We start from the raw sequence: 23723 nt of genomic DNA on the forward strand, positions 1-23723 counted from the left end.
CCGGCCCGGGCCGGCGTCCCGGCACAGGGAGGTCGCGGCGCTGGCCCGACTGCTCGAGGAAGCCCACGAGGACCCGGTGCAACGCGTCGGCCCCGTGGACGTGGTCGTCCGGGGTCTTCAGCGCGGTGGGTACGACGAGCATCGCGGAGTCCTGCCAGCCGCCGAGGCCCCCGTGGGAACCCACCAGGCCCTCGAACGCCATCACCTCCAACGTCGAGGCGTCGACGACACTGTTGACGTAGAGGTCCGGGGCCGAGGGCATGGTCGTGCAGCGGAGCATGCCCGCCGCGGCGTGGGGCCCGAACGGGGACAGCGGGTCGACCCCCTCGACGGTCCCGTCCACCAGCCTCCGGTAGCCGTGGTTGCCGATCACGACCGGACCGTGGGCCCGGCTGAGCACGGAGACGAACCCGACCCCGGGGTCGGCCACCAGCCCGGGGACCAGGGCGGGCCAGCGCTCGTCGATGTCCTCGAGCAGCAGCCGCTGCGGCTCGCGGACGTAGACCAGGCCCAGGTTCCCCGATCCCAGGACCACCAGGGCGTCCCCCTCGGCCACGCTGCCCCGGGCCGCGGTGCGCTGGGTCGTGGCCCGCGTCGCGGTCTGCGTCCCGGGGGTCCGGCTCCCCGACAGGTCGGCGAGGAGCGCCTCGACGGGCCCCCAGCTCTCGACATTGGCGTCCATCGCGGCGACGTCGGCCCGGGTCAGGGTGGCGCACAGGTCCGCCAGGCTGTGCCCCCCTTCGGCGAACGGCGGTCCCTGGGACTGGCCGTGGTCGGAGAGGATCACGAAGTGGTAGCGACGCGGTGCCTCCCGCGCGACGGTCTCGAGGTGCCTCAGCACCTCGTCGAGGGCCTGCAGGACCCGGAGCGACTCGATCCGGTTGCATCCCGCGTGGTGGGCGACCTCGTCGTAGTCCACGAAGTCGACGTAGACGCTCGGCGTGCCCCTCAGCATCTCCTGGGCGACGACGGCGGTGTTGAGGTCCCGCAGCACCCCGTTGGTCACCGCCCGGAGCAGGGCGAACGTCCAGGGCCGGACCACCCGGGGCACGACGTCGCGGCGCCGCTGCTGGCGGGCCTGGAAGCGCTCGCGGACCACCTCGGCGACGGTCCGGAAGACGCTGCGGGTGAAGCCGTCCGGCCTCAGCACGAAGCGGGCCACGGTCCGCCGGGTGTCGCGGGACCCGCGCGTGAGCCCGACCTGGCTCATCGTCATCATGCTGCGCTCCGCGTCCCCGGAGAACAGGTTCGAGACCGAGACCCCACGGTCCGCGAGCAGTCCCACGCCCGAGGTCGCGCGCGCCTCGATGACGGCGGCGTCGGCCGGGCGGTTGGCCACGAGGACGCGACCGAGCTCGCGGTCGTACCAGCGGAACGCCGGCACCCCGTCGATGGTGCCCTGCAGGATCCCCTGCTGGCTGGCCGGGGTGGTGCAGGGTGTCTGCACGGTCCACTCCCGCAGCTCGTGCGACCCGTCGTCCAGCCATCGCCTCAGCGTCGGCATGGTCCCGGACTGCAGGGCCCACCGCGCCACCGGGTAGGGCAGCCCGTCGAGCTGCACGAACACCAACCCGTCCACCTCCGGGTCGGACACGGCCTGGCCGCGACCGCCGTAGCGCAGCAGCGCCGTCGTGAAGCTCTCGTCGGTGCCGGCGCTCACCAGCCACGTCAGGACCGTGGAGACCAGCGAGGCGATCCAGGTCGCGGCCACCAGGGTCCAGAACGAGCTGACCTGGACGCTGTCCACGACGAGCAGGACGAGGTGCATCACGATCGCCTGGCCGGCGACGGCCACGGCCGCGACCGCCAGCCATCCGATGGCCGCAGCCACGGAGGCCAGGACCGGGCGCGCCAGCAGGCCGAAGAGCGAGACCACGGCGGACACGGCGAACAGGTCGGCGTACGAGGAGGCGTCGAAGCCGGGCAGCGCCCAGGCGGCGATGATCAGCGCGACCGAGCCGGTCACCCAGCTCACGAGCATCCGACCCACGTCGGAGAGACGCAGGCGGTGCCGGCCCGGCTCCGTCGGCCGGTCCGCGGCGACCGCGGTCACGGCTCAGCCGGCGTCCGCGGCGGAGCCGGGTCGGGGGCGTCCGAGGCAAGCCCGGAGATCAGCGGGCGCACCCACACGGTGTCGCGGTCCACGTCGATCAGCAGGGCCTTGAGCAGCAGGCTCAGTGGGATCGCCAGCAGGGCGCCGAGCGGCCCGAGCACCCAGGTCCAGAAGACCAGGGACGTGAAGGTGATGCTCGTGGACAGTCCGACCGCGTCGCCGACGACCTTGGGCTGGATGATGGTCTGGATCACGACGTTGATCAGGCTGTAGGACACGATCACGATCAGGAACAGGCTCGTGCCCCCCTCGAGCAGCGCCAGGATCGCCGGCGGGACCAGGCCGATCACGAAGCCGATGTTGGGGATGTAGTTGGTGATGAAGGCCAGCAGTCCCCAGATCAGGGGCTCGGGCACGTCGAGCGCCCAGAGCAGGAGCGTGTCGATCACGGCCACGATGAGTCCGAAGACCGTGGAGACGACCAGGTAGGAGCGGGTCCCGTGGGCGAAGGACTCCAGCGCCTCCACGACCGCCGCCCGGACGTCGCGCACGCCGTCGAGACGCAGTGGGAACCACGAGGCGTCGGCGACGATGAAGAGCAGCAGCGCACCGATGAACAGCAGGTTGCTGACCGCCGAGAGCAGCTCGCCCAGGATCGAGCCGACCAGGTCTGCGAGCCGCCCGAGGTCGAGGCTCGACCCCAGCGCGGAGGCCTGCTTCTGGTCGACCCCCAGGTTGCCCAGCCACGACTCCGCGTCCCTGAGCAGCGCGGTGGCGTCGTCCTGGTACTGCGTCAGCAGCGCCGCGAAGTGCGCCCCGGCCACGATCAGGGAGCCGGCCAGCACGACCAGGATCCCCCAGGCGGTCAGGATGGTGGCGATCGTGGCCAGCCAGCCGGGGGAACGGTGCCGGACCAGCCAGCCCCGCAGCGGGTGCACCGCGATCGAGAGCACCAGCGCGAGGAACGCCGGCGCGGCGATGTCGGCCACGGCCCTGATGCCGCCGATGGTCACGGTGACGGCGGCCAGGCCCAGCATGATCAGCAGACCCCGCGGGAGTGCGGCCGGCAGGCTGGCCAGGGTCGCGGCGGTGGTCCGCGACGATGGGCGAGCCCTCGAGTCAGGCATGTTCGCAGCCTCGCGGTTCGCCTCGGCCCGGCACTCATCCGGAGGTGATGAATTGTGCGGGATCACCCCGGTCGCATGAGGCGGCGACCGGGTGCCCGCACCATGCTCGTGCCATGGTCGAGCCCACCAGGTCGCCTCCCACCCGGCGTGCCCGCTTGCGCGTCCGGTGGTCGCGGCTGCAGGCGCGCCGCGACGAGCTCGTCGAGCGCGCCGTGGCTGGCCGCAGGCACCGGTCGGTCGACTTCCTCTTCCGCGCCTTCGAGCACGACCGGGACGCGGGAGGTGCGCTGCTGGCGAGCGCATTGGCGTACCGGTTGTTCCTGTGGCTGCTGCCGGCCACCCTGATCCTGGTCGGCTGCCTGGGCTTCGTCCCTCCCGGGTCGGCCGGCGAGGGCGCCGCCGCGATGGGTCTCGGGTCCGACGCCGCCCACGAGATCGAGCAGTCCGCCGCCCAGGTGTCCGACGGCAGGTGGGTCCTGCTGGTCTTCGGGCTGTGCACGCTCGCGTGGGCATCCTCCAACCTGGCCCGCGCCATGTGGGCCGCCACCCTGCTCGCCTGGCAGCTCCCCATCCGCCGGCTCGAGCGGGAGTACCTCGCCTCGGGCTTCGTGGTCGTCGGCGTGCTCGTCGCCGCGGCGACGGCGCTGGTCGCGAACTGGATGCGGGCCCAGCGAGGAGCCTGGTCGGTCCTGGCCGTGGTCTTCATGCTGATGGTCTTCCTCGCCCTGGGGTGGTCCCTGCTCCGGGCGCTCCCGCACCCGGAGGAGGTCTCCGCCTGGGGTCTGGTGCCGGGTGCGGTGGTCTTCGCGATCGGCGTCGAGATCCTCCACGTGTACACCGTCGTCTACCTGTCCAGTCGCTACACGACACAGGTGTACGGCGTCCTGGGCGGCGCGGCCACGTTCCTGCTGTGGGGCTACCTCCTGTCGCGGCTGTTGATCGGGGCCACGACGATCAACCGCGTGTGGCACAGCAGTCCCCTCGTGGAGACCACCACGACCCCCGACGCCTTCATCGCGGCCTGGCWGGGCCGCACGACGCGCCGGCGGTGAGACGTCCGGACTACGATCGGCCGCATGGAGGGTCAGGGCGTCGCCACGCGCAGCGAGCGCAAGGAGCGCACCCGACGGGCGATCCTGGACGCGGCCCTCGGCCTCACCGACGACACCAGCCTGGTGGCGATCTCCCTGCGCCAGGTCGCCAAGGAGGTCGGCATCGTGCCGACCGCCTTCTACCGCCACTTCGACTCCGTGGAGTCACTGGGCCTCGCCCTGGTCGACGAGAGCTTCGTGTCCCTGCGCGCGCTGCTGCGCGAGGTGCGTACCCGCGCCCCCGAGTTCGTCGATCTCATCGACGAGTCCATGGTGGTGCTGGTCGCCCACGTCCGGGACCACCCGGCCCACTACTCCTTCATCGCCCGCGAGCGGATGGCCGGCCCGGCCCAGGTGCGTGAGGCCATCCGCCGCGAGATCGAGCTCACCACCCGTGAGCTGGCCACCGACGTGGCCCGTCTACCGGGGACCGACGCCTTCTCCCACGACCACCTCCACCTGCTGGCGGACCTCATCGTCTCGTTCGTCGTGACGACCGCCGAGCGGCTTGTCGACGACCCCTCCGCCGAGGCCCGCATCCTGGCCGACACCCGCACGCAGCTGCGGATGCTGCTCGTGGGTGCCCTCAACTGGCGCTCGGGGCGCTGACGACCGTCATGGGACTCGCCTCGGACCTCGACTACCACCACCGCCCGGCCAACGCGCTGCAGCGCGGCGTACAGGCGTTCGGCTCCAGCCGGCCGGGGGCGTGGCTCTTCTCCCGCACCCTGCGGCACCTCGACACCGCCGTCGCCCGGGTGTCGCGGGGGCGGCAGAGCGCCCCCCAGCTGCTGGCGGGCCTGCCCGTCCTCGACCTCACCACGACGGGGCGCAGGTCGGGGCAGCCGCGCACCAGCCACCTCATCTCGATCCCGGTGGGTGCGGACCTGGCGCTGCTCGGCACCAACTTCGGGCAGCCGTCCACCCCGGCGTGGGTGCTCAACCTCGAGGCCGATCCGCACGCGAGCGTGACGTTCCGCGGGCGGACCCTCCCGGTGGTCGCCCGCCCCGCGACCGACGCCGAGCGCGCGGCCGTGACGGAGCGCTCACGCGGGATCTACGGCGGCTACGAGAAGTACCAGCAGCGCATCAACGGGCGCCGGGTGCGGATCTTCGTCGTCGAGCGGGCCGGCTGACCTCAGCCCCCGGGGCGGGGCACCACCGGGCGCACGGTGACGTCGGGGATCGTGGCGTCGGCGGGCAGGTCCAGCACGTGCAGGATGGTGTCGACCACCGTCCCGGGCGAGATCCAGCGCGTGGAGTCGTAGGTCCTCCCCTCCTGCTCGTGGACCTTCTCCTGCATGGGCGTCGCGGTGCGGCTCGGGAACACCGTGGACACCCGCACCCCGTGCTCCACCTCCTCGGCGCGCAGCGCGTCCGCGAGCGCACGCAGGCCGAACTTGGAGGCGGCGTACGCCGACCACTCGGCGCTGGCCGAGAGCCCGGCGGAGGAGTTGACGAAGACCACGGTGCCGCGACCCTCCCGCAGGTGCGGGAGCACCTCGCGGGTGAGCACCGCGGGCGCGGTGAGGTTGACGGTGATCTGCTCCTCCCACTGCTGCAGGCGCAACCGCGAGACCGGGGCGAGGTCGACGACGCCGGCCACGTGCACCAGCGAGTCGAGGGGCCCGTCCACCTGACGGCCCAGGCCGTTGATCGTGCCGGGGTCGGCCAGGTCCGCGACGAGGTACGCCGCATCGGGCAGCTCGGCGCGCATCTGCTCGGCGCGCGCCTCCGAGCGCGCCAGCAGCACCAGGTCGTCGCCCCGCTCGGCGAGGCGCCGGGCCAGCTCGCGCCCGATGCCCGACCCGGCGCCGGTGAGCAGGTGCCTCACGACGCAGCCCTCATCGGGTGAAGACGACCTTGCCGAAGACGTCCCCGGCCGCCATGGCGGCGAAGCCGTCGCGGGCATCGGTCATGGGCAGGGTGCGGTCGACGAGCGGGCGGGTGCCGGTGGCGTCGAGCAGGTTGACCAGGGAGGCCAGCTCGGCGCGAGTGCCCATCGTGGAGCCGATGACCTGGAGCTGGAGGAAGAAGATGCGGGTCAGCTCGGCGTCGTCGAGCTGCGGGCCGCTGGTCGTGCCGCTGATGACGAGCTTGCCGCCGGGGCGCAGCGAGCGGATCGAGTGCGACCACGTGGCCCGCCCGACGGTCTCCATCACCGCGTCGACCTTGACGGGCAGCCGGGCACCGGACTCGAAGACCTCGTGGGCGCCGATCTCCAGGGCCCGCCGTCGCTTGCCCTCGTCGCGGCTGGTCGCCAGCACCGTCAGGCCACCGGCCCGGGCCAGGGTGATCAGCGCGGTGGCCACGCCCCCGCCGGCACCCTGGACCAGCACGGTGTCGCCGGGCTTGAGGCCGCCCTGGGTGAAGAGCATCCGGTACGCCGTGAGCCAGGCCGTCGGCAGGCACGCCGCCTCGGCGAAGCTCATCGACGCCGGCTTGGGCACCAGGTTGCCGCGGGGCACGACCACCTGGTCGGCGAAGGTGCCCTGGTGCCGCTCGGAGAGCAGCGAGCGCCGCGGGTCCAGCGTCTCGTCACCGGACCAGGTCGGGTCGCTGATGACGGCGTGCACGACGACCTCGTTGCCGTCCTCGTCGAGGCCGGCGGCGTCGCAGCCCAGGATCATCGGGAGCGCCTCCTGCTTGAGGCCCACGCCGCGCAGCGACCAGAGGTCGTGGTGGTTGAGGCTGGCGGCCCTGACCGTCACGGTCGTCCACCCCTCGGGCGGCGTCGGGTCGGGTCGCTCCCCCACCACCAGGCCGCTGAGCGGGTCGTCGGAGCTGAAGGACTCGGCGTACACGGCGAACATGACCCGACCCTAGCGGGACGCGACGCAGACCCGGCCGGGGTGCGCGCGCCGCGTGGGTGGCGGTGCTGTGTCGGATCAGCGGCGGGCGACGCCGTCGCGCCGGGCCGCGGTGGCGACCGCCTCGCGGACCGCGCCGGGGACCCGGGGGTCGAAGGGCGACGGGATGACCAGGTCCGCGGACAGGTCGTCGCCCACCAGGTCGGCCAGCGCGTTGGCGGCGGCGAGCTTCATGCCCTCGGTGATGGCGGTGGCGTGCACGTCGAAGGCCCCGCGGAAGATCCCCGGGAAGGCCAGCACGTTGTTGATCTGGTTGGGGAAGTCCGAGCGGCCGGTGGCCACGACCCGGGCGTACTTGCGGGCCAGGTCCGGGTGCACCTCGGGCGTGGGGTTGGCCAGCCCGAAGATGATCGCCTCCGGCGCCATCGACGCCACGATCTCCTCGGGGACCGACCCTCCGGAGACGCCGATGTAGACGTCGGCGCCGACCATCACGTCGGCGAGGCTGCCGCTGCGGTCGAACGTGTCGGCCGTGTCGCGGGCCAGCGCGGCCTTGACCGGGGTCAGGTCGGAGCGCCGGGAGTTGAGCACCCCCTGGCGGTCGATGACGGCGAGGTCCTCGACACCGGCCTCGAGCAGGATGCGGGCCACGGCCACTCCGGCGGCGCCGGCCCCGGAGATCACCACGCGGGTGCCCTCCGCGGTGCGCCCGGTGAGGCGCAGGGCGTTCTTGAGGGCCGCGAGCGCCACCACGGCGGTGCCGTGCTGGTCGTCGTGGAAGACGGGGATGTCGAGCATCGCCTTGAGGCGGTCCTCGATCTCGAAGCAGCGGGGCGCGGAGATGTCCTCGAGGTTGATGCCCCCGAAGCTCGGCGCCAGCCGGGCGACGGTCTCGATGATCTCCTCGACGTCGGTGGTGTCCAGGCAGATGGGGACGGCGTCGACGCCGCCGAACTGCTTGAAGAGCACCGCCTTGCCCTCCATCACCGGCATCGCGGCGGCCGGCCCGATGTCGCCCAGGCCGAGCACGGCGGTGCCGTCGGTGACCACGGCGACGACGTTGGGGACCCACGTGTAGTGCTGGGTCATCGACGGGTCGGCGGCGATCGCCTCGCACACCCGGGCCACGCCGGGCGTGTAGGCCAGGGAGAGCTCGTCGGGCCCGGCGAGGGCGACCGTCGAGACGATCTCCATCTTGCCGCCCAGGTGGAGGTCGAAGACGGGGTCACCGGCGTGCGGGTGCTGCGGTTCCATGCCGCGATGATTCCACAGCTCAGGGGCGCGTCAGGTGCCGTCCCAGCCGTGGCGAGGGCCACACCCGGGCCAGCACGACTGCCCGTACGTCGGCCTCGGCCACCGGCCCCCGGTGGCGCGAGTCGACCCCCTCGTCGGGGTTGTCCGACAGCAGCCACCACCCCGGTACGCCGGTGCGCAGCGCCCGGCGCTCGACCGCCCGCTTGACCGCCAGCGTGCCGTCCGCGAAGCGGGCCAGCACCAGCCCACCGACGCCGGGGACGGCGTCGTACCGGACGAGGAGGCGGTCCCCCTCGCGCAGGGTCGGCTGCATCGAGCGCCCGCGCACGACGGCCATGCCCCAGGCGCCGCGGAACCGGCCGGTCCGGGCCCCACCCGCACGGGCGGGACCCGGGTCTCGAGGAGTCCTCACGCGGAGTAGTGTCGCAAGCGTTCGACGACACACCCACTGAGAGGACTGCGATGCTCCCCCAGCTCTTTGCCCGTACCGTCGAGGTCTCGGCGCACTGCGACCTTCCGTGCGGCGTCTACGACCCCGCCCAGGCCCGCATCGAGGCCGAGTCGATCAAGGCGATCATCGCCAAGGTCGCCGACAACGACGACCCCGACTTCCGCACCCGCGCGATCCTCATCAAGGAGCAGCGCTCGGAGCTCGTCAAGCACCACCTGTGGGTCCTGTGGACCGACTACTTCAAGCCCCCGCACTTCGAGAAGTACCCGCAGCTGCACACGCTGGTCAACGAGGCCACCAAGCTGGCCGGCGCCTCGGGCACCAAGGGTGAGCTCGACGCCGCCAAGGCCGACGAGCTGCTCGCCAAGATCGACGAGATCGCGGAGATCTTCTGGGAGACCAAGAAGGCCTGACCATCGCCGCAGGCTTCTGACCTGCAGTTCTAGTGTTTGGACGCCGCCTCAGTCCGCAGAGAGTCCGCAAGAGCTCTGGGATTGAGAGCGGCGTCCTGCGCGTCCCGGGTCGTGTGCTCCCACTCCGGGGACCATGGGCACGTCAACGTCGGATGGTGCCCACATCGCCAAGGGCTCCTTGGTTTCCTAGCCGGTTCCTGCTTCGCCGCCATCTCGATGGCAGCTCATCGGCAGGGACGCGCTCCACCCGGGGGCATGGTTCTCGGCTGCCTCGCCGTACGTGTCGAATCGCTGTACCGGATCCCGCGCTGGGCCGAACGCCCGCCACGAGGCCCTCCACACCGGACTCCACCCTCCACCGGACTGACCGAGACCGAACGTCGGGTCGCCGAGCTGGTCGCCGCCGGCCGGTCGAACCAAGGGACAGCCGACGAGCTATTCATCTCGGCCAAGACGGTCGAGGCGAACCTCACCCGGATCTACCGCAGACTCTCCGTTCGCTCCCGCACCGAAGTCGCAGCTCGCCTGAGCAGCAGCTTGAGTCGAAGACGTTGCGGGTAACGCCAGAACAGATCGAATAGTCAAGCAGGGTCCGAGCCCCGATCAGGGTGAGGATCACACCGGCGGCCACCAGGCGGGACTGCGGTAGCGGACACCAGACCGGTGCCCGAGGTACACGATTGCCAGCGCTGTGAAGCACGTGATGGTCACGCCGTCCAGTGAAGGCAGTCACGAAACCACCCGCCCGGAACCTGTCTGGTGGGGTAGGTCAGACCCAGCATGGGCTAGTGGCCTCAGCGGCCGAGGAGGTAGCCCCCGATGAGGAACAGCACGAACGCGACGGCAAGGCTGGCCCAGGGGTCTCCTCGGAACCGCCCGTTGCTGCCCAGCATGATCAGCACGACCGCCCGAAACATCAGCAGGCTGCCGACGCCGAGGCACGTGAGCGCGAGCACCCAAGGTGTGTCCATGCGTTCCCTGACCTAGCAGTGGCGGAGTCGGTTGGCGGCGGGCCGGGAGACGAACAAGGAACGCTGACGGCCAAACGCCACAAGGTTGATCGGGAGGTGATTGTCGGGCCCAAGGATAGGGCCAGCCCCGGCGAAGACCACGCTCAGGGACCGCTGGTGCCAAGCCCATTCTGGCGCCGGGTCAGTAGTCGTTGCCGGTGGTGCGCCTTGCGATTCCACACCAGGTGCTGGACGGCCAGTGTGGCGCAGCCGGCGAGGACCATTCCGGTGATGTTGAGGACCAGCTGGATCGCGCTGCCGGTGACTTCGTTCCAGGCGCTGAAGGCAATGCCGAGCGCGATGTTGCCCGCGGCGGGGACGGTGGTGACGGAGATGAACACTCCGGACAGGCCGCCCACCTTGGCGCTGGTGAGGGAAAGCACTCCGGCGGCGGCGGCGATGACGGCGACGATGAAGGACCACTTGTCGGGGGAGTAGATGAAGTCGGTTCCGGGCCGGGGGCCGGTCACGTCCTCGGTGACCACCCATCCCAGGGTGCGGGCGGCAAAGGCGGCGATGGTGGTGAGGGTGATGGCGACCGCGAACCCGACGAACAGGGTCCCTGCCRCCCGGCTGAACAGGGTGCCGCGCCGGCGCACGAGCGCGAGGCCGAGTGCGGCGAGGGGAACGAACTCGGGGCCCAGCACCATGGCGCCGATGACGAGGACCTGGGAGTCCACGACGATGGCGATGGCCGCCAGCAGGGTGGCCAGGCTCATGAATGACAGGTAGGTCCAGTTGAGCTCGGACTCCTCGTAGGCGCGTTGGGTGACCTCGGCCCACACCACGGCATCGGCGCTGGAGCCGGGGGTGTGGCGTTCGGCCTCGAACCCGGCACGGGAGATCCAGGTGGTGACAGGTTCGATGTGGATGGTGCCTCGCTCGGGGACGCCGAGGCCGATCAGGCGGTCGATGTGTTCGTTCGCGGCTTCTCTGGCCACGTGGGCCAGCACGATGTCGCCTTCGGGTTGCAGCGACGCGCCTCGCAGCACGGTGAGGTGGCTCACCGCCGGGTCGTCGGTGAACACGGCGACCACCTCGTCGGTCAGGTCGGCGGGGGTGGTGATCCGCAGGGACTGCATCTCGGATCAGCCGCCGACGTGGACGACGGGCCGCTGGGCGGGGTCGGGGACGGCGCGGCGCAGGATCTCGTGGGTGAGCGGGGGTACGTCGCCCTCCCCGGCGAACAGGAAGCGCAGCGCGTTCTGCCCTGGTCCCTTCTCCGACCATTCGAAGTAGATGTGGGAGGGCATGTCGTCCTGGTCGCTGACCGCGAGCAGTACGGCGGCGAGCACGTTGGGGACGCTGGGGCCGGTGGCTCGCAGCACCCGGTGGTGGCCGACGCGGGCGGCGGTGACCTCGACGGTAGTGGCGAAGTCGCTGGCGTCGTTGACCGCGACCTCGAGGAACACGGCCGTCTCCGCGGTGTCGAGGTGATTGTCGAGGCGCACGTCGAGGGACTTCTCGTGGTACTCGGCGTGATCACCGGCTTGGATCTTGTTCGCGATGAACCGCACCGGCGCGTTCTTCACCAGCACCTCGTCGAGCATGGCCTGTGCGTCCTGGTCGAAGGTGACCTTCTGGACGCGCAGCTCGGTGGAGCGGCTGATACGAGAGACCAGCGAGATGATCACGATCATGGCGATGAAGATGAGCGCGATGACCAGGCCTTCGGGGCGGTCGAGGACGGTGACGGTGATCGTGTAGATGAACACGCACGCCACCACCCCGAAGAACGCTCCGGCGCCCCGGTGACCGCGCCGCCACTCGGTCAGCGTCACCGCTACGGCTGCCGAGGTCATCAACGCCAGCACGCCGGTCGCGTAGGCCCCGGCCTGGGCGTCCACGTCGGCGTCGAACGCGACGGTGACGACCACCGAGATCAGTATGAAGACGAGCACGAGGGGGCGGGTGGCGCGGGCCCAATCGGGTGCCATGCCGTAGCGGGGCAGGTAACGGGGCACGATGTTCAGCAGCCCGGCCATGGCCGAGGCGCCGGCGAACCAGAGAATTCCGATGGTGGCGATGTCGTAGGCGGTGCCGAACCCCTCCCCGAGGTTCTGGTGCGCCAGGTAGGCCAGCGCCCGTCCGTTTGCCTCGCCCCCGGGGTCGAACTCGGCGGCGGGGATGAGGAACGTGGTGACGATCGCGGATCCCATCAGCATCACCGACATGATCAGCGCGGCTGTGGTCAGCAGCTTCTTGGCGTTGCGGATGCGGCCCGTCGGTTCCGCAATGGTGTCGCTCTTGTCGCCCTTCACCAGGGGCATCACGACGACACCAGTCTCAAAACCCGACAGACCGAGCGCAAGTGCGGGGAACACAAGCAGAGACGCGCCGAGGACCGCTATGGGGGAGGCGTGGGCGTCGGATACGGCGTTGGTCCAGTCGGTGAAGGTGCCGGGATCCTGGGCGATGTGCCAGAACCCGTTGGCGACCACCACGGCGCTCAGTCCGATGTAGCCGACCACGAGGACCACGGCGACGCCGATGGCCTCGCCGAACCCCCTGAGGAAGACCGCACCGAGGAGCACCAAGAGGAGCAGGGTGAGCCACACCTCCTGGCCATGCAAGGCATCGGTGAGGAACGGGTTCTCCACCAGGTGCGCGGACGCGTCGGCCGCCGACAAGGTGATCGTGATGATGAACCCGGTGGCCACGAATCCGATCAGGGACAGCACGAGGACCTTGCTGGGCCAGTACGACAGGAGCCGTTCCAGCATCGAGAGACTGCCGTCGCCGTGCGGGCTCTCCTTCGCCACCCGCCGATACATCGGCAACGCTCCGAACAGGGTCACCAACACCAACATCAGGGTCGCCACCGGCGCGAGCGCCCCGGCGGCCAGCGCGGCGATGCCGGGCTGGTAGCCAAGCGTGGAGAAGTAGTCCACCCCGGTCAGGCACATGACCTTCCACCACGGCTTCACGTGATGGTGCGCCGTCGCCTCCTGCTCACCCTCGTAGAAGCCGCCCGGATCGGGTTGCTCACTGGTCTCCAGCAGCCACGTGTTGAACCGGCTCCGCTCATGGACATCGTTGGTCACGTCCCGGAGCGTAAGCGACCTACAAGACTCAACCGCCACGGATGTCCGGAGCCTTGATTCCTCGCAAGGATCTCTCTCATGGCACGTCCCTCGAAGTCCCGACCGAGCTGCGCGGGAGCGGTGCGGATGGTGATCGATTCCCGCGCGGACGGCGAGCATGAACAGCGGCGGTCGGTCGCCGCCAAGCTGGGCACTACTTCGGTGGAAGTCCTGAGTCCGCCGGACCATCGCCGACCAAGCGAGGTCGTCAGGATTGCGTCAAGACTCTCGACCTGGTTCAGAAGTGGACCAGAATTGACCTCACCACCTTTCGCGAGGGAGCGCTTCCATGGTCACCAGGGACTTCGGTTGGCGAACTGTGCGGCGGCGGCCTGTGGTCCGGGTCGCGGCCGTCCTGGGGCCGCTCCTGACGTGCGCGCTCCTGTCCACAGTCAGGGACAACGTGACCGCCGCGACGGCAGCTCTGGTGCTCGTCGTGTGGGTGGTCGCGGCCGCCGCCAGCGGCGACCGGTGGGCCGGCATCCTGGCCGCCGTCTCGGGTGGCATGTGGTTCGACTTCTTCCTCACCGAGCCCTACCAACGATTCACCATCGCGGACTCCGATGACGTCGAGGCGACCGTTCTCCTGGTGCTGATCAGTCTGGCAGTCACCGAAGTCGCCCTGTGGGGCTTCCGACAGCAGGGCTCAGGCGTCTCGGCGCTCCGGGTACCTCGACGGCGTCCTCGACGCCGCTCGAGCGGTCGCCGAGGGGGACACCCCCACCGGGCCGGTGATCGACCTTGTCGCTCGACACATCACAGATGCGCTCGGCGCCGACACCAGCCGATTCGTCGGTGGACCAGTGAATGATTCACGGATCACGGTGCTGGACCACGACGGTGTGCTCACACGTGATGGCAACCCGGTCGATGTCGAACGCGTGGGGCTTCCGACCAACGAGTACGTCGCCGTCCTCGTCCGTCGAGGACCTCGGGTCTTCGGCCACTTCCTGGTCACCGCCACCTCGCACGTGAGCTACCCGACGAACGAGCAATGCCGGGTAGCCGTCCTCCTTGCCGACCAGGTGGCCGTTGCGCTCGAGGGCGAACCGTCCTGAGTAGAGGCTGCGGCGCTCAGATCCAGTTCCGTCGTTTGAAGATCGCGTAGAGGATGGCTGAGCCGGCGACCAACCTCGACGTCGCGGAGATGATGCAGCAGCTCGTCGTCCACGCCGTACGTGTCAAAGCCGTCCTTGAGGGCCTCGAGCATCCCGGCCAGCGGCTGGGTGGCGCGCTGGAAGTGGATGGCTTCGCGCAGCAGCCCGCAGATGCGTCGTGACACGGCGGCTCCTCGGACCGAGCGGCGCCCGTTGCGTTGCAGCGGTCGCGTCCGGCGGACCCTCCGGGGAGCCGGGGGCACACCGCCAGACGCGACACCGTGACGCTGCATCACTGACTGAGGACTCGGACCCGCGTGACGCCTCCCCTGGGCCGTCCCCTCACCACTCGACAAGCGTGACCGATGACAAGCGCAAGAGCGCCCGAATGCACGCACATACCCCATTCGGGCTAGTTGTGACGTGTAGGCCCAGCCCCGCGGGGTAGGTGGTCGAGGGAGCACCGTTGCCGGGCGACCGGCCCCGTTAGGGTGTGCCAACCCCCCAGCCCTCGACCCAGGACGGGACCCCCACGCACATGTCCAGTCACGACAACCCCGACGCGCGGGCCGACGTCGAGCTCCGGCTACCGGCCGACGGCGCCTACGCCTCGGTGCTCCGGACGACGACGGCCGGCCTGGCCGCCCGTCTGGACTTCACCATGGACGACATCGAGGAGCTGCGCATCGCGGTCGGCGAGGCCCTGGCCCTGGTGCTCCCCGAGGCCGACCCGGGCGCCGACCTGACCTGCCGCTTCCACCTCGGCGCCAGCACCCTCGCGGTGCAGGTCGAGACCCAGGCCAGCGACGACCCGGCACCCGACTACGACAGCTTCGCGTGGCAGGTGCTCGACACCCTGGCCGCCGAGGCGACGGTGACGTCGACCGGAGGGCTCTTCACGGTGCGCTTCCGGATGACGAGCCAGGTGGGTGGTGCCGCGGGGGCGGACGACACGGCGGGCGCCGACCTCTGAGATGAGCCACGACAACACGGGGGACGGCTCGGTGGAGGGGGACACCACGGAGCCGACAGGAACGATGCCCACGCGCATCGAGGTCACACGCCGGCGCAGCGCGGAGCTCTTCCGCGAGCTGCGCGACGAGGACGCCTCGGGCGCGTCGCGAACCACGGCGCGCGACGCCCTGGTGCACCTGCACCTGCCCCTGGTGGAGCACTGCGCCCGGCGCTTCCGCAACCGCGGTGAGCCGCACGAGGACCTCGTGCAGGTGGGCACCATCGGCCTGATCAAGGCCATCGACCGCTTCGAGACCGACCGGGGCGTCGAGTTCTCGACGTACGCCACCCCGACGATCATCGGCGAGATCAAGCGCTACTTCCGCGACAAGGGGTGGGCCATCCGCGTCCCGCGCCGGTTGCAGGAGCTGCGCATGCAGATCGGTACGGCGACCGCCGAGCTGACCCAGAAGCTGGGCCGCTCCCCCACGCCACGGGAGCTCGCCGAGGCCATCGGGTGCACGGTCGAGGAGATCATCGAGGGGATGGAGTCGAGCAACGCGTACTCGACGCTGTCCCTGGACGCCTCCGACGGCTCCGACGACGGGCCGCCGAGCCTGCTCGACACCTTGGGCGTGGACGACGAGGGGCTCGAGCACGTCGAGATCCGCGAGTCGATCAAGCCGCTGCTCGAGGGCCTCGGCGCCCGGGAGAAGCGGATCCTGCTGCTGCGGTTCTTCAAGAACATGACCCAGTCGCAGATCGCCGAGGAGATCGGGGTCTCGCAGATGCACGTGTCCCGGCTGCTCACCAGGACGCTGGCCCAGCTGCGGACGTCGCTCGAGGCCGAGTAGCGCCTCTCGGCGCGGCGCGACCCCGGGCTGGGACCCCAGAGCTGGGACCCAGGGCTGGGACCCAGGGCTGGGGTCAGCGCTGCGACTCGAGGGCCTCGATGCTCCGCGGATGGACGATCCCGGCGATCACGACCAGCGCGACGATCCCGATCGCCACGGACAGCACGGTGGTCGCGCCGCCCCGCAGGTTCCAGGCCAGGCCGAGCTGGATCAGCTGGGCGAGCAGGATGGGCCCCCGCGCCCAGGCGCCCCCGTGGGTGATGGCCCAGGCGCAGACGAGCAGGAACCCGCCGTACGCCGCGAAGAAGAGCGTGGTGGTGAGCCCCATGGTCAGCCGTCCGCCGGTCAACGACGCGATCTCGAGGACCGCGAGGGCRACGATCACGACGCCCTCGACCGCGGCGAGCGACGCCGACGTGACGAGCGGGGCGGGGCTGACGGGGCTCTCTTCCACCCCACCAGCCTAGGTCGCGACCCAGGTTGTGACGGAAGTGACCTAGCAGGGGGGTTGTGTTGCGCCCCGTCTCTTGCGACTCTTGGGGTGCGCTCTTTGGGGGAGTTCACTTCGCTGTGCCCACAACCCGGGCACCTCCCGAGCGCCCGGGCTCCGCTGACTGCCCGCACACAGCCATCGCGTGAAGAAAGAGGAACCCCCTGCCATGGATTGGCGCAGCCGTTCAGCCTGCCTCGACGAGGACCCGGAGCTGTTCTTCCCGATCGGCAACACCGGTCCGGCCATCCTCCAGATCGAGGAGGCCAAGCAGGTCTGCCGTCGCTGCGAGGTGCGCGACCAGTGCCTCGCCTGGGCCCTCGAGGCCGGCCAGGACCACGGTGTCTGGGGCGGTCTCAGCGAGGACGAGCGCCGGGCGCTCAAGCGCCGCAACGCGCGCGCCCGCATCCGCACCGCCTGACCCCCAGCGGTGCACCCCCTGTCCGACCCCGCACCGTCCGACCCCCCACCGTCTGACTGAGCACGAGCCGTCAGGAGAGCGGCAGCGAGATCCGTACCCGGGTCCCGCTGCCGTCTCCTGACGACCCCATCTCGAGGGTTCCCCCCAGCTCGGACTCCACCAGGGTCCGCACGATGGACAGCCCCAGGCTCGTCGAGGCGGCCAGGTCGAACCCCTCCGGCAGCCCGCGGCCGTCGTCGGTGATCGTGACGGTCAGTCGCCCCCGGTCGGCGCGGACGGCGAGCTCGATGGTTCCCTGCGCCGCACTCTCCGGGTGCCCCGGCTCGGGGTACCCGTGCTCGACGGCATTCTGCAACGTCTCGGTGATCACCATGGCCAGCGGCGTGGCCGTCTCGGACGCGAGCACGCCGAAGCTGCCCCGCCGGACCACGCGCACGGCGCCACCCACGACCGACATGTCGGTGACCATCCGGCCCAGCCGGTCGGTCACCTCGTCGAAGTCGACGTGCTCCTCCACCGCCTGGCTGAGGGTCTCGTGGACGATCGCGATCGAGCCCACCCGCCGGACGGCCTCCTCGAGCGCCGCCCGCGCCTCGGGCTGGTCGATGCGCCGCGCCTGAAGCCGCAGCAGAGCCGCCACCGTCTGGAGGTTGTTCTTCACCCGGTGATGGATCTCGCGGATGGTGGCGTCCTTCGTGACCAGCTCACGGTCACGCCGGCGCAGGTCCGTGACGTCGCGCAGCAGCACGAGGGCGCCGATCCGCTCCCCCTCCGGACGCAGCGGGATGCTGCGCAGGATGAGGCTGACCTGGTCGGTGCCGACCTCGGTGTCGCGGTCGGCCTGCCCGGAGAGCACCGCGCTGAGCGACTCCTCGTCCGGTCGGCGCCGCGGTGGCACCAGCTCGCGCGTCAGGTCGGCCAGGACGTGGTTCGTCAGGTCGCCGGTGAGCCCGAGGCGGCGGTAGACCGACAGCGCGTTGGGGCTCGCGTAGACGACCCGGCCGACCTCGTCGAGCCGGATGAACCCGTCGCCCACCCGCGGGGAGTCGGCGTGGTCACTGCGCTGGCCCTCGTGGGGGAACCACCCCCCGGCGATCATCTGGGTCAGCTCCGCCGCGGTCTGCAGGTAGGACAGCTCGAGACGGCTCGGCGTACGGACGCCCAGCAGGTTGGTGTTGCGGGCCACCAGGGCGATGGCCCGGCCCGCGCGGCGCACGGGGATGACCTCGACTCGTACCGGGACGTCGTCGCGCCACTCCGGGTCGCCCTCGCGCACCAGCCGGCCGGTGGCGTGCGCCTCGTCGAGCATCCGACGCCGCCCCGACGGGATGAACGTGCCCAGCACGTCGTCGGTCAGGGCGGTGGGCCCGGTCGTCGGGCGCATCTGCCCGGCGGCCCAGAAGCCACGTCCCTCGCGGTCCGGCAGCCAGAGCACCAGGTCCGCGAAGGAGAGGTCGGCGATGATCTGCCAGTCCGCCATCAGGAGGTGGAGCCAGGCCACGTCCGCGTCGTCGAGGTCGGAGTGGGCTCGGGCGAGCTCCTGCAGGGACGGCACCCGCACAGCCTAGGTCCGTGACGCCTCGGGCCGGTTCGCCGTCGTCGGACGCTGCTGGCAGGATGGCCCGCATGCCCACCGCCTACTGGCGCAGCGTCGTGCAGCGGGGTCTCGAGGTGCCCTCGGACCGACCTCTGGACGACCTCACGGCCGAGCTCACCGCCATGCTCGGATCCACCGACCCCGAGCAGCGAGACGGGATCGCCTATCCCGCCCTGGCCACGTGGGTCGAGCGCGGGGTGTACGACGACCTGCTCACCGGCCTCGGCGACGGCATGGCCGCCGGCCTCACCGTGGGACTCGGCGAGACCGGCACCGACACGGTGTTCCGGCGCGCCTTCTCCGTGCTCGTCCTCGCCGAGTGCCTCGAGCGGGGCACGGACCAGCACCTGCTCACCCCAGCCCAGGTCCTCACCTGGGGCGACCAGGTCGCCACGTGGTACCTCCGCGAGAAGGACACCCGCGGCTACGTGCCCACCCGCGGCTGGGCCCACACGGTGGCCCACGGCGCGGACGCGATCGGGGTGCTGGCGACCTCGCCCCACCTGGCCGCCGCCGAGCTGACGGTGCTCCTCGACGTGCTCGCCGACCGGCTGCTCGCGCCCGACACGGGGCTGCTGACGTGCGGGGAGCCCGACCGGATGGCCGCTGCCACCATGAAGGTGCTGCGCCGCAACCTGGTGGACCTCAAGGTGCTCGAGCCGTGGATCAACCGGATCGCGGCCGTGGCCGGGACGATGGGCAGCAGCGAGGACCGCGACCCGTTCCTGGACACCGGCAACGCCCAGGCGTTCCTGAGGGCGCTCTACCTCCAGCTCAGCCTGGCCCCGGACCCGCCACAGGTCCGTCCCGACCTGATCCTGGTCCTCGTCGAGGTCCTCCGGCGGACCAACCCGCACTATCTCGGCTCGCCCCACCCCTCGTGAACTAGCCTGCGCTGCATGAGCGACGAGACCGCAGCCCCCGAGACGCCCGCCGCCTCCCAGCCCGGTGACGAGCTCGCCGGGCACAGCGGCGAGCTCGCCGTGGCGGCCGCCCGCGCCCACGGCGTGGAGACCATGTTCACCCTCTCGGGCGCCCACGTCTTCCCGATGTACGACGGCGCCGTCAAGGCCACGCCGCCCATGCGGCTGCTGGACGTGCGCCACGAGCAGACCGCGGCGTTCGCCGCCGAGGCCACCGGAAAGCTGACCCGGGTGCCCGGGCTGGCGGTGCTGACCGCCGGGCCCGGCGTGACCAACGGTGTCTCGGCGATGGCGCAGGCGCAGTTCAACGGCTCCCCCATGGTCGTGGTCGGTGGACGCGCACCGGCCAGCCGCTGGGGCTCCGGTGCCCTCCAGGAGATCGACCACCTGCCGATCGTGGACTCGATCACCAAGCAGGCACGCACCCTGCACACCGCTGCCGAGGTCGCGACGGGGATGGACGACGCCTTCACGGTGGCGCGCTCGTCGCACCGCGGCCCGGTCTTCGTCGACATCCCCATGGACGAGTTCTTCAACTCCGCCTCGGGCCCCGCCTCGTCGGGCACGCCGGCGCCGCGGCTCGAGCCCGACGGCGACGACCTCGCCGCCGTGGCCCGCCTGCTCGCCGACGCCACCCGGCCCCTGCTGATCCTCGGCACCGACGTGTGGGCCGACCGCGCGGAGGAGGCGGCGCTGCGCTTCGTGGAGGCGCTGGGCATCCCCACGATCACCAACGGCATGGGTCGCGGCATCGTCCCCGGCGGTCACCCCCTCCTGGTCACCAAGGCCCGCGGGGCGGCCATCAACGGCGCCGACCTGGTCGTGGTCGTGGGGACCCCGCTCGACTTCCGCCTCGGCTACGGCGTCTTCGGCGGCAAGGAAGGCGCCACCCCGGCCCGCGTCGTGCACGTCGCCGACTCCCCCGAGCAGGTCTCCGCCACCGCCACCCTGGCCGCGTCGGTGGCCGGGGACCTGTCGACGGTCCTCGACGGGCTCCTCGAGCCGGTGCTGCGCGGCCGTCGCGGCGACTGGTCCTCCTGGTCGGGTGAGCTCGGTGACGTCGTGCGGGCCACGGTGGCCCGCGACAACGAGCCAGGCGTCCCGGCGGCTGGCTCGACCCCGGACCGTACGGCTGCCTCGGCGCCGGACTGGGCGCCGCGATCGCCGCCCGGCTCGCGCGGCCGTCCGCGCAGGTCACGCTGCTGCTCGGCGACGGCGCCGCCGGCTTCTCGCTGATGGACGTCGACACCCTGGTCCGCCACGACCTGCCCGTGGTGATGCTGATGGGCAACAACTCCGCCTGGGGCCTGGAGAAGGGCCCCATGCAGATGCTCTACGGGTACGACGTGATCGCCGACCTCGCCCAGCGCACGGCGTACGACCAGGTGGTCTCCGCGCTCGGCGGGGCCGGGGAGACGGTCACCGACCCCAGGCAGATCGGGCCCGCCCTGGACCGCGCCTACGCGTCGGGGGTGCCCTACCTCGTCAACGTCATCACCGACGTCGAGGCGGCCTACCCGCGCAGCACCTTCGGCATCTGACGTCCCGGTCGGCGGAGGCGAGATGCAGGTCAGGCGAGCCCGACCCGAGGAGCTGCCCGCCCTGGGCGAGCTCACGGTCGCGGCGTACAGCGACTTCACCCTGGGGCCGGACGACCCGTACGTCGCGCGGCTGCGCGACACCGCTGCGCGCGACGCCCAGGGCGAGCTGTGGGTGGCGGTCGAGGACGACGAGCTCCTCGGCTGCGTGACCTGGTGCCCGCCGGGATCGCCGTGGCGCGAGCTGGCCGACGAGCACGAGGGCGAGTTCCGGATGCTGGCGGTGGCCCCCAGCGCCCGGGGGCGCGGCGCAGGGTCGGCGCTCGCCGTACGGTGCGAGGAACGCGCCCGCGAGCACGGGGCCACCGCCATGGTGCTCTCGTCGCTGCCACAGATGATGCACGCGCACCGCATCTACACCCGGCTGGGCTACCGGCGCGACCCGTCGCGCGACTGGGACCCGGTGCCGGGCGTGCACCTCATCGCCTTCACCAAGGAGCTCCCGTGACCGCCACCACCACCTTGACCTTCACCGTCGGCGACGACGACACCGCGCTCGCCGTCGGCAGCGGTTCCCTGCCGGTGCTCGGCACCCCGCGGCTGCTGGCGTGGTGCGAGGCGGCCACGTGCGCGGCGCTGGAGCCGGACCTCGCGACCGGCGAGACCAGCGTCGGCACCCGCGTCCAGCTCGAGCACCTCGCCGCCAGCCCCGTCGGGGCCAGGATCGAGGTCAGCGCCACCTCGTCGTACACCGACGGGCGGCTGCGGCGCCTCACCGTCAGCGCCCGGGACCTCGGCACGGGCAAGGTGCTGGCGGCCGGCGAGGTCACCCGGGTGGTCGTCGACGCCGAGCGGTTCCTGTCCCGTCTCTGAGCGGCCGAGCAGGCCCCTCACATGCAGCGAGCCCCCGGCCAATGGCCAGGGGCTCGGTGTTCCAACGCTCAGGCGTTGGGGCGCTTTCCGTGGTTCGCGCCCTTCTTCTTGCGAGCGCGGCGCTTGCGACCGGTCTTACCCATGATCGTCCTCCAGAAATCGTGTTGCCCTGACGGGTGCCCCGTACAGGGCTCGGAGCATCCTCTCAAATGCCGAGCAGCGGGGCCAATCAGCCCCGGGACTCAGCCCTCGGAGATGCGGATCTGGACCTCGCGGATCTGGATCCGCACCCGATCGCGCAGGTGGTCGGGCGCCGACTCCGAGCACGACCGGGCGACGACGGCCTTGACCGTGCGCTGCAGGTCGTACTTCTCCAGGCAGGGACCGCACTCGTCCAGGTGCACCTGGACGGCCGAGCAGTCCGCCTCGTCCAGCTCGTTGTCGAGGAAGTAGACGATGCGCTCCAGGTAGTCGGCGCACTCCTCGTTGCTGTGCTCGTGCCCACTCACGAGTCGCTCCTCTCCGCGGTGGTCCCGGCGGGCAACAGGCTGCCCGCGCGTACGTGGTCGGCCAGCATGTCGCGCAGCTGGCGGCGCCCCCGGTGCAGCCGGGACATCACGGTGCCGATGGGGGTGTTCATGATCTCGGCGATCTCCTTGTAGGGGAATCCCTCGACGTCGGCGAGGTAGACCGCGAGCCGGAACTCCTCGGGCAGCCGCTGGAGGGCGTCCTTGACCTGCGAGTCGGGCAGGTGCTCGAGAGCCTCCATCTCGGCCGACTTGAGACCGGTCGAGCTGTGCGACTCGGCGCGCGCCAGCTGCCAGTCCTCGACGTCCTCGGCCATCGACTGCTGGGGCTCCCGCTGCTTCTTGCGGTAGGTGTTGATGTAGGTGTTCGTCAGGATCCGGTACAGCCAGGCCTTGAGGTTCGTGCCGGGCCTGAACTGGTGGAACGCGGAGTAGGCCTTGGCGAACGTCTCCTGGACCAGGTCCTCGGCATCGGCGGGGTTGCGGGTCATCCGCATCGCCGCGCCGTACAGCTGGTCGAGGAGGGGCAGGGCGTCGCGCTCGAAGCGCAGAGCGCGCTCGTCGGGGGTCTCGGTCTCGAGGTCGACCGCGGGGTCGCCGCTGGTCTGAAGTGAGTCGGTCATCGCCTCAAAGACTACTGCGGCCTCGGCTGGACCGAGGTTGGAGCGGGCGCTCGGGCGGCTGGGGGCCGGACGCGGGACTGTGGCGATCACGCACGTCTCAACACGACCGAGTGCCTCCTGATTCCCGCCGCGCGTCCGGCGGCGGCTTCGCTAGGTGCTTCCGACGACCTCGCGCACCAGCCACTCCAGCGTCGACTCCACCACGATGCCCATGGCCTCGTCCTGGCTCAGCGGGGCGCGGGCCGGCACCTTCAGCCCGTGGTCGGCGGCCGGTACGACGGCGAGGTCGAGGTCCGGCACGTCGGTCGGGAACTCCTCGGGCCGCCCCATCGGGTCGCGCTCGCCCTGCACCACCAGGACGGGAACCCGGGCCCCGGCGAGCTCGTCGGCCCGCGACGCGCCCGGGCGGCCGGGCGGGTGCAGGGGGAAGGACAGGGCCAGGCAGCCCACGGCGCCGAGGGAGCGGGCGCAGCGCGCGGCCGACCGGGCGCCGGCGGACCGGCCGCCCACGACGAGGGGGGTCCGGGTGCGCAG

31 protein-coding genes are annotated in these 23723 nt (G+C 71.4%); 15 read left to right on the forward strand and 16 right to left on the reverse strand.

What is annotated here, in order from left to right:
* Both AC1DQF_RS16855 and AC1DQF_RS16860 read right to left on the reverse strand, forming a co-directional pair.
* Positions 1–2053, reverse strand: a 2053-nt coding sequence (locus tag AC1DQF_RS16855; protein ID WP_477526376.1) for an alkaline phosphatase family protein, incomplete at its 3' end; no start/stop codon positions are given.
* Positions 2050–3180: an AI-2E family transporter gene (locus AC1DQF_RS16860; protein ID WP_477526377.1), complete on the reverse strand. Its 1131-nt coding sequence runs from the start codon at positions 3178–3180 to the stop codon at positions 2050–2052. The genes AC1DQF_RS16855 and AC1DQF_RS16860, both read right to left, overlap by 4 nt.
* A 113-nt stretch (positions 3181–3293) precedes the next feature.
* Here AC1DQF_RS16860 and AC1DQF_RS16865 point away from each other — a divergent pair, with 113 nt between their 5' ends.
* Genes AC1DQF_RS16865 through AC1DQF_RS16875 form a run of 3 tightly spaced genes read left to right on the forward strand, consistent with a single transcriptional unit; the run spans position 3294 to position 5407 of the window.
* Positions 3294–4232 carry a YhjD/YihY/BrkB family envelope integrity protein gene (locus tag AC1DQF_RS16865; RefSeq protein ID WP_477526378.1) on the forward strand — a complete coding sequence of 313 codons (939 nt, stop codon included), beginning with the start codon at positions 3294–3296 and terminating at the stop codon, positions 4230–4232.
* A 24-nt stretch (positions 4233–4256) separates the two neighbouring features.
* Positions 4257–4880, forward strand: a complete 624-nt coding sequence (locus tag AC1DQF_RS16870) for a TetR family transcriptional regulator (protein WP_477526379.1) — start codon at positions 4257–4259, stop codon at positions 4878–4880.
* 8 nt (positions 4881–4888) lie between these two features.
* Positions 4889–5407, forward strand: a complete 519-nt coding sequence (locus tag AC1DQF_RS16875) for a nitroreductase/quinone reductase family protein (protein ID WP_477526380.1) — start codon at positions 4889–4891, stop codon at positions 5405–5407.
* 2 nt (positions 5408–5409) lie between these two features.
* Here AC1DQF_RS16875 and AC1DQF_RS16880 read toward each other — a convergent pair whose 3' ends face one another.
* From AC1DQF_RS16880 to AC1DQF_RS16895, 4 genes are all read right to left on the reverse strand, one after another.
* Positions 5410–6105, reverse strand: a complete 696-nt coding sequence (locus AC1DQF_RS16880) for an SDR family oxidoreductase (RefSeq protein ID WP_477526381.1) — start codon at positions 6103–6105, stop codon at positions 5410–5412.
* Between the two features lie 10 nt (positions 6106–6115).
* Positions 6116–7084: a zinc-binding dehydrogenase gene (locus AC1DQF_RS16885; RefSeq protein WP_477526382.1), complete on the reverse strand. Its 969-nt coding sequence runs from the start codon at positions 7082–7084 to the stop codon at positions 6116–6118.
* 75 nt (positions 7085–7159) lie between these two features.
* Positions 7160–8335 (reverse strand): NAD(P)-dependent malic enzyme, encoded by a 1176-nt coding sequence (locus tag AC1DQF_RS16890; RefSeq protein ID WP_477526383.1) that lies wholly within the window; start codon positions 8333–8335, stop codon positions 7160–7162.
* 19 nt (positions 8336–8354) lie between these two features.
* Positions 8355–8747, reverse strand: a complete 393-nt coding sequence (locus AC1DQF_RS16895; protein ID WP_477526384.1) for a S24/S26 family peptidase — start codon at positions 8745–8747, stop codon at positions 8355–8357.
* Between the two features lie 50 nt (positions 8748–8797).
* Between AC1DQF_RS16895 and sodN the strand changes: the two genes are divergently transcribed.
* Together sodN and AC1DQF_RS16905 are read left to right on the forward strand one after the other, a co-directional pair.
* The gene (sodN, locus tag AC1DQF_RS16900) at positions 8798–9199 is read left to right on the forward strand and encodes a superoxide dismutase, Ni (RefSeq protein WP_477526385.1); all 402 of its coding nucleotides are present in this window, start codon (positions 8798–8800) and stop codon (positions 9197–9199) included.
* A gap of 255 nt (positions 9200–9454) precedes the next feature.
* Positions 9455–9760, forward strand: coding sequence for a helix-turn-helix domain-containing protein (locus tag AC1DQF_RS16905; RefSeq protein WP_477526386.1), 306 nt, complete (start codon positions 9455–9457; stop codon positions 9758–9760).
* 233 nt (positions 9761–9993) lie between these two features.
* On the opposite strand, the gene AC1DQF_RS16910 is transcribed toward AC1DQF_RS16905, so the two are convergent.
* The 3 genes from AC1DQF_RS16910 to AC1DQF_RS16920 all read right to left on the reverse strand — a co-directional run bounded on the left by AC1DQF_RS16910 (position 9994) and on the right by AC1DQF_RS16920 (position 13253).
* Complete coding sequence (locus AC1DQF_RS16910; protein WP_477526387.1) at positions 9994–10170, reverse strand: hypothetical protein; 177 nt, start codon at positions 10168–10170, stop codon at positions 9994–9996.
* Positions 10171–10313: 143 nt separating this feature from the next.
* Complete coding sequence (locus AC1DQF_RS16915) at positions 10314–11237, reverse strand: DUF389 domain-containing protein (protein ID WP_477526388.1); 924 nt, start codon at positions 11235–11237, stop codon at positions 10314–10316.
* A 60-nt stretch (positions 11238–11297) separates the two neighbouring features.
* Positions 11298–13253 (reverse strand): APC family permease, encoded by a 1956-nt coding sequence (locus AC1DQF_RS16920; protein WP_477526389.1) that lies wholly within the window; start codon positions 13251–13253, stop codon positions 11298–11300.
* Between the two features lie 328 nt (positions 13254–13581).
* Between AC1DQF_RS16920 and AC1DQF_RS16925 the strand changes: the two genes are divergently transcribed.
* Together AC1DQF_RS16925 and AC1DQF_RS16930 are read left to right on the forward strand one after the other, a co-directional pair.
* On the forward strand, positions 13582–14103 hold the full coding sequence (locus tag AC1DQF_RS16925) for a DUF4118 domain-containing protein (protein ID WP_477526390.1): 522 nt from the start codon (positions 13582–13584) through the stop codon (positions 14101–14103).
* A complete protein-coding gene (locus tag AC1DQF_RS16930) occupies positions 14024–14350 on the forward strand; it encodes a GAF domain-containing protein (protein ID WP_477526404.1) in 327 nt (108 codons plus the stop codon). Before AC1DQF_RS16925 ends, AC1DQF_RS16930 begins: the two co-directional genes overlap by 80 nt.
* On the opposite strand, the gene AC1DQF_RS16935 is transcribed toward AC1DQF_RS16930, so the two are convergent.
* Positions 14269–14574 (reverse strand): hypothetical protein, encoded by a 306-nt coding sequence (locus tag AC1DQF_RS16935; RefSeq protein ID WP_477526391.1) that lies wholly within the window; start codon positions 14572–14574, stop codon positions 14269–14271. The genes AC1DQF_RS16930 and AC1DQF_RS16935 overlap by 82 nt on opposite strands.
* Before the next feature lie 353 nt (positions 14575–14927).
* Here AC1DQF_RS16935 and AC1DQF_RS16940 point away from each other — a divergent pair, with 353 nt between their 5' ends.
* Together AC1DQF_RS16940 and AC1DQF_RS16945 are read left to right on the forward strand one after the other, a co-directional pair.
* Complete coding sequence (locus AC1DQF_RS16940) at positions 14928–15362, forward strand: ATP-binding protein (protein WP_477526392.1); 435 nt, start codon at positions 14928–14930, stop codon at positions 15360–15362.
* Position 15363: 1 nt separating this feature from the next.
* Positions 15364–16197 (forward strand): RNA polymerase sigma factor SigF, encoded by an 834-nt coding sequence (locus AC1DQF_RS16945; protein ID WP_477526393.1) that lies wholly within the window; start codon positions 15364–15366, stop codon positions 16195–16197.
* 73 nt (positions 16198–16270) lie between these two features.
* Here AC1DQF_RS16945 and AC1DQF_RS16950 read toward each other — a convergent pair whose 3' ends face one another.
* Positions 16271–16651 carry a hypothetical protein gene (locus tag AC1DQF_RS16950; RefSeq protein WP_477526394.1) on the reverse strand — a complete coding sequence of 127 codons (381 nt, stop codon included), beginning with the start codon at positions 16649–16651 and terminating at the stop codon, positions 16271–16273.
* A 205-nt stretch (positions 16652–16856) separates the two neighbouring features.
* Between AC1DQF_RS16950 and AC1DQF_RS16955 the strand changes: the two genes are divergently transcribed.
* Positions 16857–17108 (forward strand): WhiB family transcriptional regulator, encoded by a 252-nt coding sequence (locus AC1DQF_RS16955; protein WP_056888502.1) that lies wholly within the window; start codon positions 16857–16859, stop codon positions 17106–17108.
* A gap of 70 nt (positions 17109–17178) precedes the next feature.
* Here AC1DQF_RS16955 and AC1DQF_RS16960 read toward each other — a convergent pair whose 3' ends face one another.
* Complete coding sequence (locus AC1DQF_RS16960) at positions 17179–18663, reverse strand: sensor histidine kinase (protein WP_477526395.1); 1485 nt, start codon at positions 18661–18663, stop codon at positions 17179–17181.
* 71 nt (positions 18664–18734) lie between these two features.
* On the opposite strand from AC1DQF_RS16960, the gene AC1DQF_RS16965 reads away from it, so the two are divergent.
* The 5 genes from AC1DQF_RS16965 to AC1DQF_RS16985 are packed head-to-tail and all read left to right on the forward strand — an operon-like array spanning position 18735 to position 22039.
* Entirely contained in the window at positions 18735–19589 is an 855-nt protein-coding gene (locus AC1DQF_RS16965) for a DUF2785 domain-containing protein (protein WP_477526396.1), read from the forward strand.
* A gap of 15 nt (positions 19590–19604) precedes the next feature.
* Positions 19605–20864, forward strand: a complete 1260-nt coding sequence (locus tag AC1DQF_RS16970) for a thiamine pyrophosphate-binding protein (RefSeq protein WP_477526397.1) — start codon at positions 19605–19607, stop codon at positions 20862–20864.
* The gene (locus tag AC1DQF_RS16975; RefSeq protein WP_477526403.1) at positions 20777–21169 is read left to right on the forward strand and encodes a thiamine pyrophosphate-dependent enzyme; all 393 of its coding nucleotides are present in this window, start codon (positions 20777–20779) and stop codon (positions 21167–21169) included. The genes AC1DQF_RS16970 and AC1DQF_RS16975 overlap by 88 nt, the downstream gene beginning before the upstream one ends.
* Positions 21170–21191: 22 nt before the next feature.
* Positions 21192–21674, forward strand: coding sequence for a GNAT family N-acetyltransferase (locus tag AC1DQF_RS16980; RefSeq protein WP_477526398.1), 483 nt, complete (start codon positions 21192–21194; stop codon positions 21672–21674).
* Complete coding sequence (locus AC1DQF_RS16985) at positions 21671–22039, forward strand: thioesterase family protein (RefSeq protein ID WP_477526399.1); 369 nt, start codon at positions 21671–21673, stop codon at positions 22037–22039. The genes AC1DQF_RS16980 and AC1DQF_RS16985 overlap by 4 nt, the downstream gene beginning before the upstream one ends.
* 68 nt (positions 22040–22107) lie before the next feature.
* Here the strand turns inward: AC1DQF_RS16985 and AC1DQF_RS16990 are convergent, their stop codons facing one another.
* From AC1DQF_RS16990 to AC1DQF_RS17005, 4 genes are all read right to left on the reverse strand, one after another.
* Entirely contained in the window at positions 22108–22182 is a 75-nt protein-coding gene (locus AC1DQF_RS16990) for a 50S ribosomal protein bL37 (protein WP_369759046.1), read from the reverse strand.
* 99 nt (positions 22183–22281) lie between these two features.
* Positions 22282–22548 (reverse strand): mycothiol system anti-sigma-R factor, encoded by a 267-nt coding sequence (rsrA, locus tag AC1DQF_RS16995; RefSeq protein ID WP_477526400.1) that lies wholly within the window; start codon positions 22546–22548, stop codon positions 22282–22284.
* Entirely contained in the window at positions 22545–23189 is a 645-nt protein-coding gene (locus AC1DQF_RS17000; protein ID WP_477526401.1) for a sigma-70 family RNA polymerase sigma factor, read from the reverse strand. Before AC1DQF_RS17000 ends, rsrA begins: the two co-directional genes overlap by 4 nt.
* Before the next feature lie 150 nt (positions 23190–23339).
* Positions 23340–23723 (reverse strand): alpha/beta hydrolase family protein (locus tag AC1DQF_RS17005; RefSeq protein WP_477526402.1); only part of this gene is annotated, 384 nt, incomplete at its 5' end.

The sequence above is a fragment of the Nocardioides sp. P4_G4 genome (assembly GCF_056401085.1).

Excerpts from the sequence above, each read along its gene's own strand:
- AC1DQF_RS16860 (WP_477526377.1), bottom strand. The coding sequence starts at position 3,180 with ATGCCTGACTCGAGGGCTCGCCCATCGTCGCGGACCACCGCCGCGACC.
- AC1DQF_RS16870 (WP_477526379.1), top strand. The coding sequence starts at position 4,257 with ATGGAGGGTCAGGGCGTCGCCACGCGCAGCGAGCGCAAGGAGCGCACC.
- AC1DQF_RS16875 (WP_477526380.1), top strand. The coding sequence starts at position 4,889 with ATGGGACTCGCCTCGGACCTCGACTACCACCACCGCCCGGCCAACGCG.
- AC1DQF_RS16885 (WP_477526382.1), bottom strand. The coding sequence starts at position 7,084 with ATGTTCGCCGTGTACGCCGAGTCCTTCAGCTCCGACGACCCGCTCAGC.
- AC1DQF_RS16890 (WP_477526383.1), bottom strand. The coding sequence starts at position 8,335 with ATGGAACCGCAGCACCCGCACGCCGGTGACCCCGTCTTCGACCTCCAC.
- sodN (WP_477526385.1), top strand. The coding sequence starts at position 8,798 with ATGCTCCCCCAGCTCTTTGCCCGTACCGTCGAGGTCTCGGCGCACTGC.
- AC1DQF_RS16905 (WP_477526386.1), top strand. The coding sequence starts at position 9,455 with ATGGTTCTCGGCTGCCTCGCCGTACGTGTCGAATCGCTGTACCGGATC.
- AC1DQF_RS16910 (WP_477526387.1), bottom strand. The coding sequence starts at position 10,170 with ATGGACACACCTTGGGTGCTCGCGCTCACGTGCCTCGGCGTCGGCAGC.
- AC1DQF_RS16925 (WP_477526390.1), top strand. The coding sequence starts at position 13,582 with ATGGTCACCAGGGACTTCGGTTGGCGAACTGTGCGGCGGCGGCCTGTG.
- AC1DQF_RS16940 (WP_477526392.1), top strand. The coding sequence starts at position 14,928 with ATGTCCAGTCACGACAACCCCGACGCGCGGGCCGACGTCGAGCTCCGG.
- AC1DQF_RS16945 (WP_477526393.1), top strand. The coding sequence starts at position 15,364 with ATGAGCCACGACAACACGGGGGACGGCTCGGTGGAGGGGGACACCACG.
- AC1DQF_RS16955 (WP_056888502.1), top strand. The coding sequence starts at position 16,857 with ATGGATTGGCGCAGCCGTTCAGCCTGCCTCGACGAGGACCCGGAGCTG.
- AC1DQF_RS16965 (WP_477526396.1), top strand. The coding sequence starts at position 18,735 with ATGCCCACCGCCTACTGGCGCAGCGTCGTGCAGCGGGGTCTCGAGGTG.
- AC1DQF_RS16970 (WP_477526397.1), top strand. The coding sequence starts at position 19,605 with ATGAGCGACGAGACCGCAGCCCCCGAGACGCCCGCCGCCTCCCAGCCC.
- AC1DQF_RS16980 (WP_477526398.1), top strand. The coding sequence starts at position 21,192 with ATGCAGGTCAGGCGAGCCCGACCCGAGGAGCTGCCCGCCCTGGGCGAG.
- AC1DQF_RS17000 (WP_477526401.1), bottom strand. The coding sequence starts at position 23,189 with ATGACCGACTCACTTCAGACCAGCGGCGACCCCGCGGTCGACCTCGAG.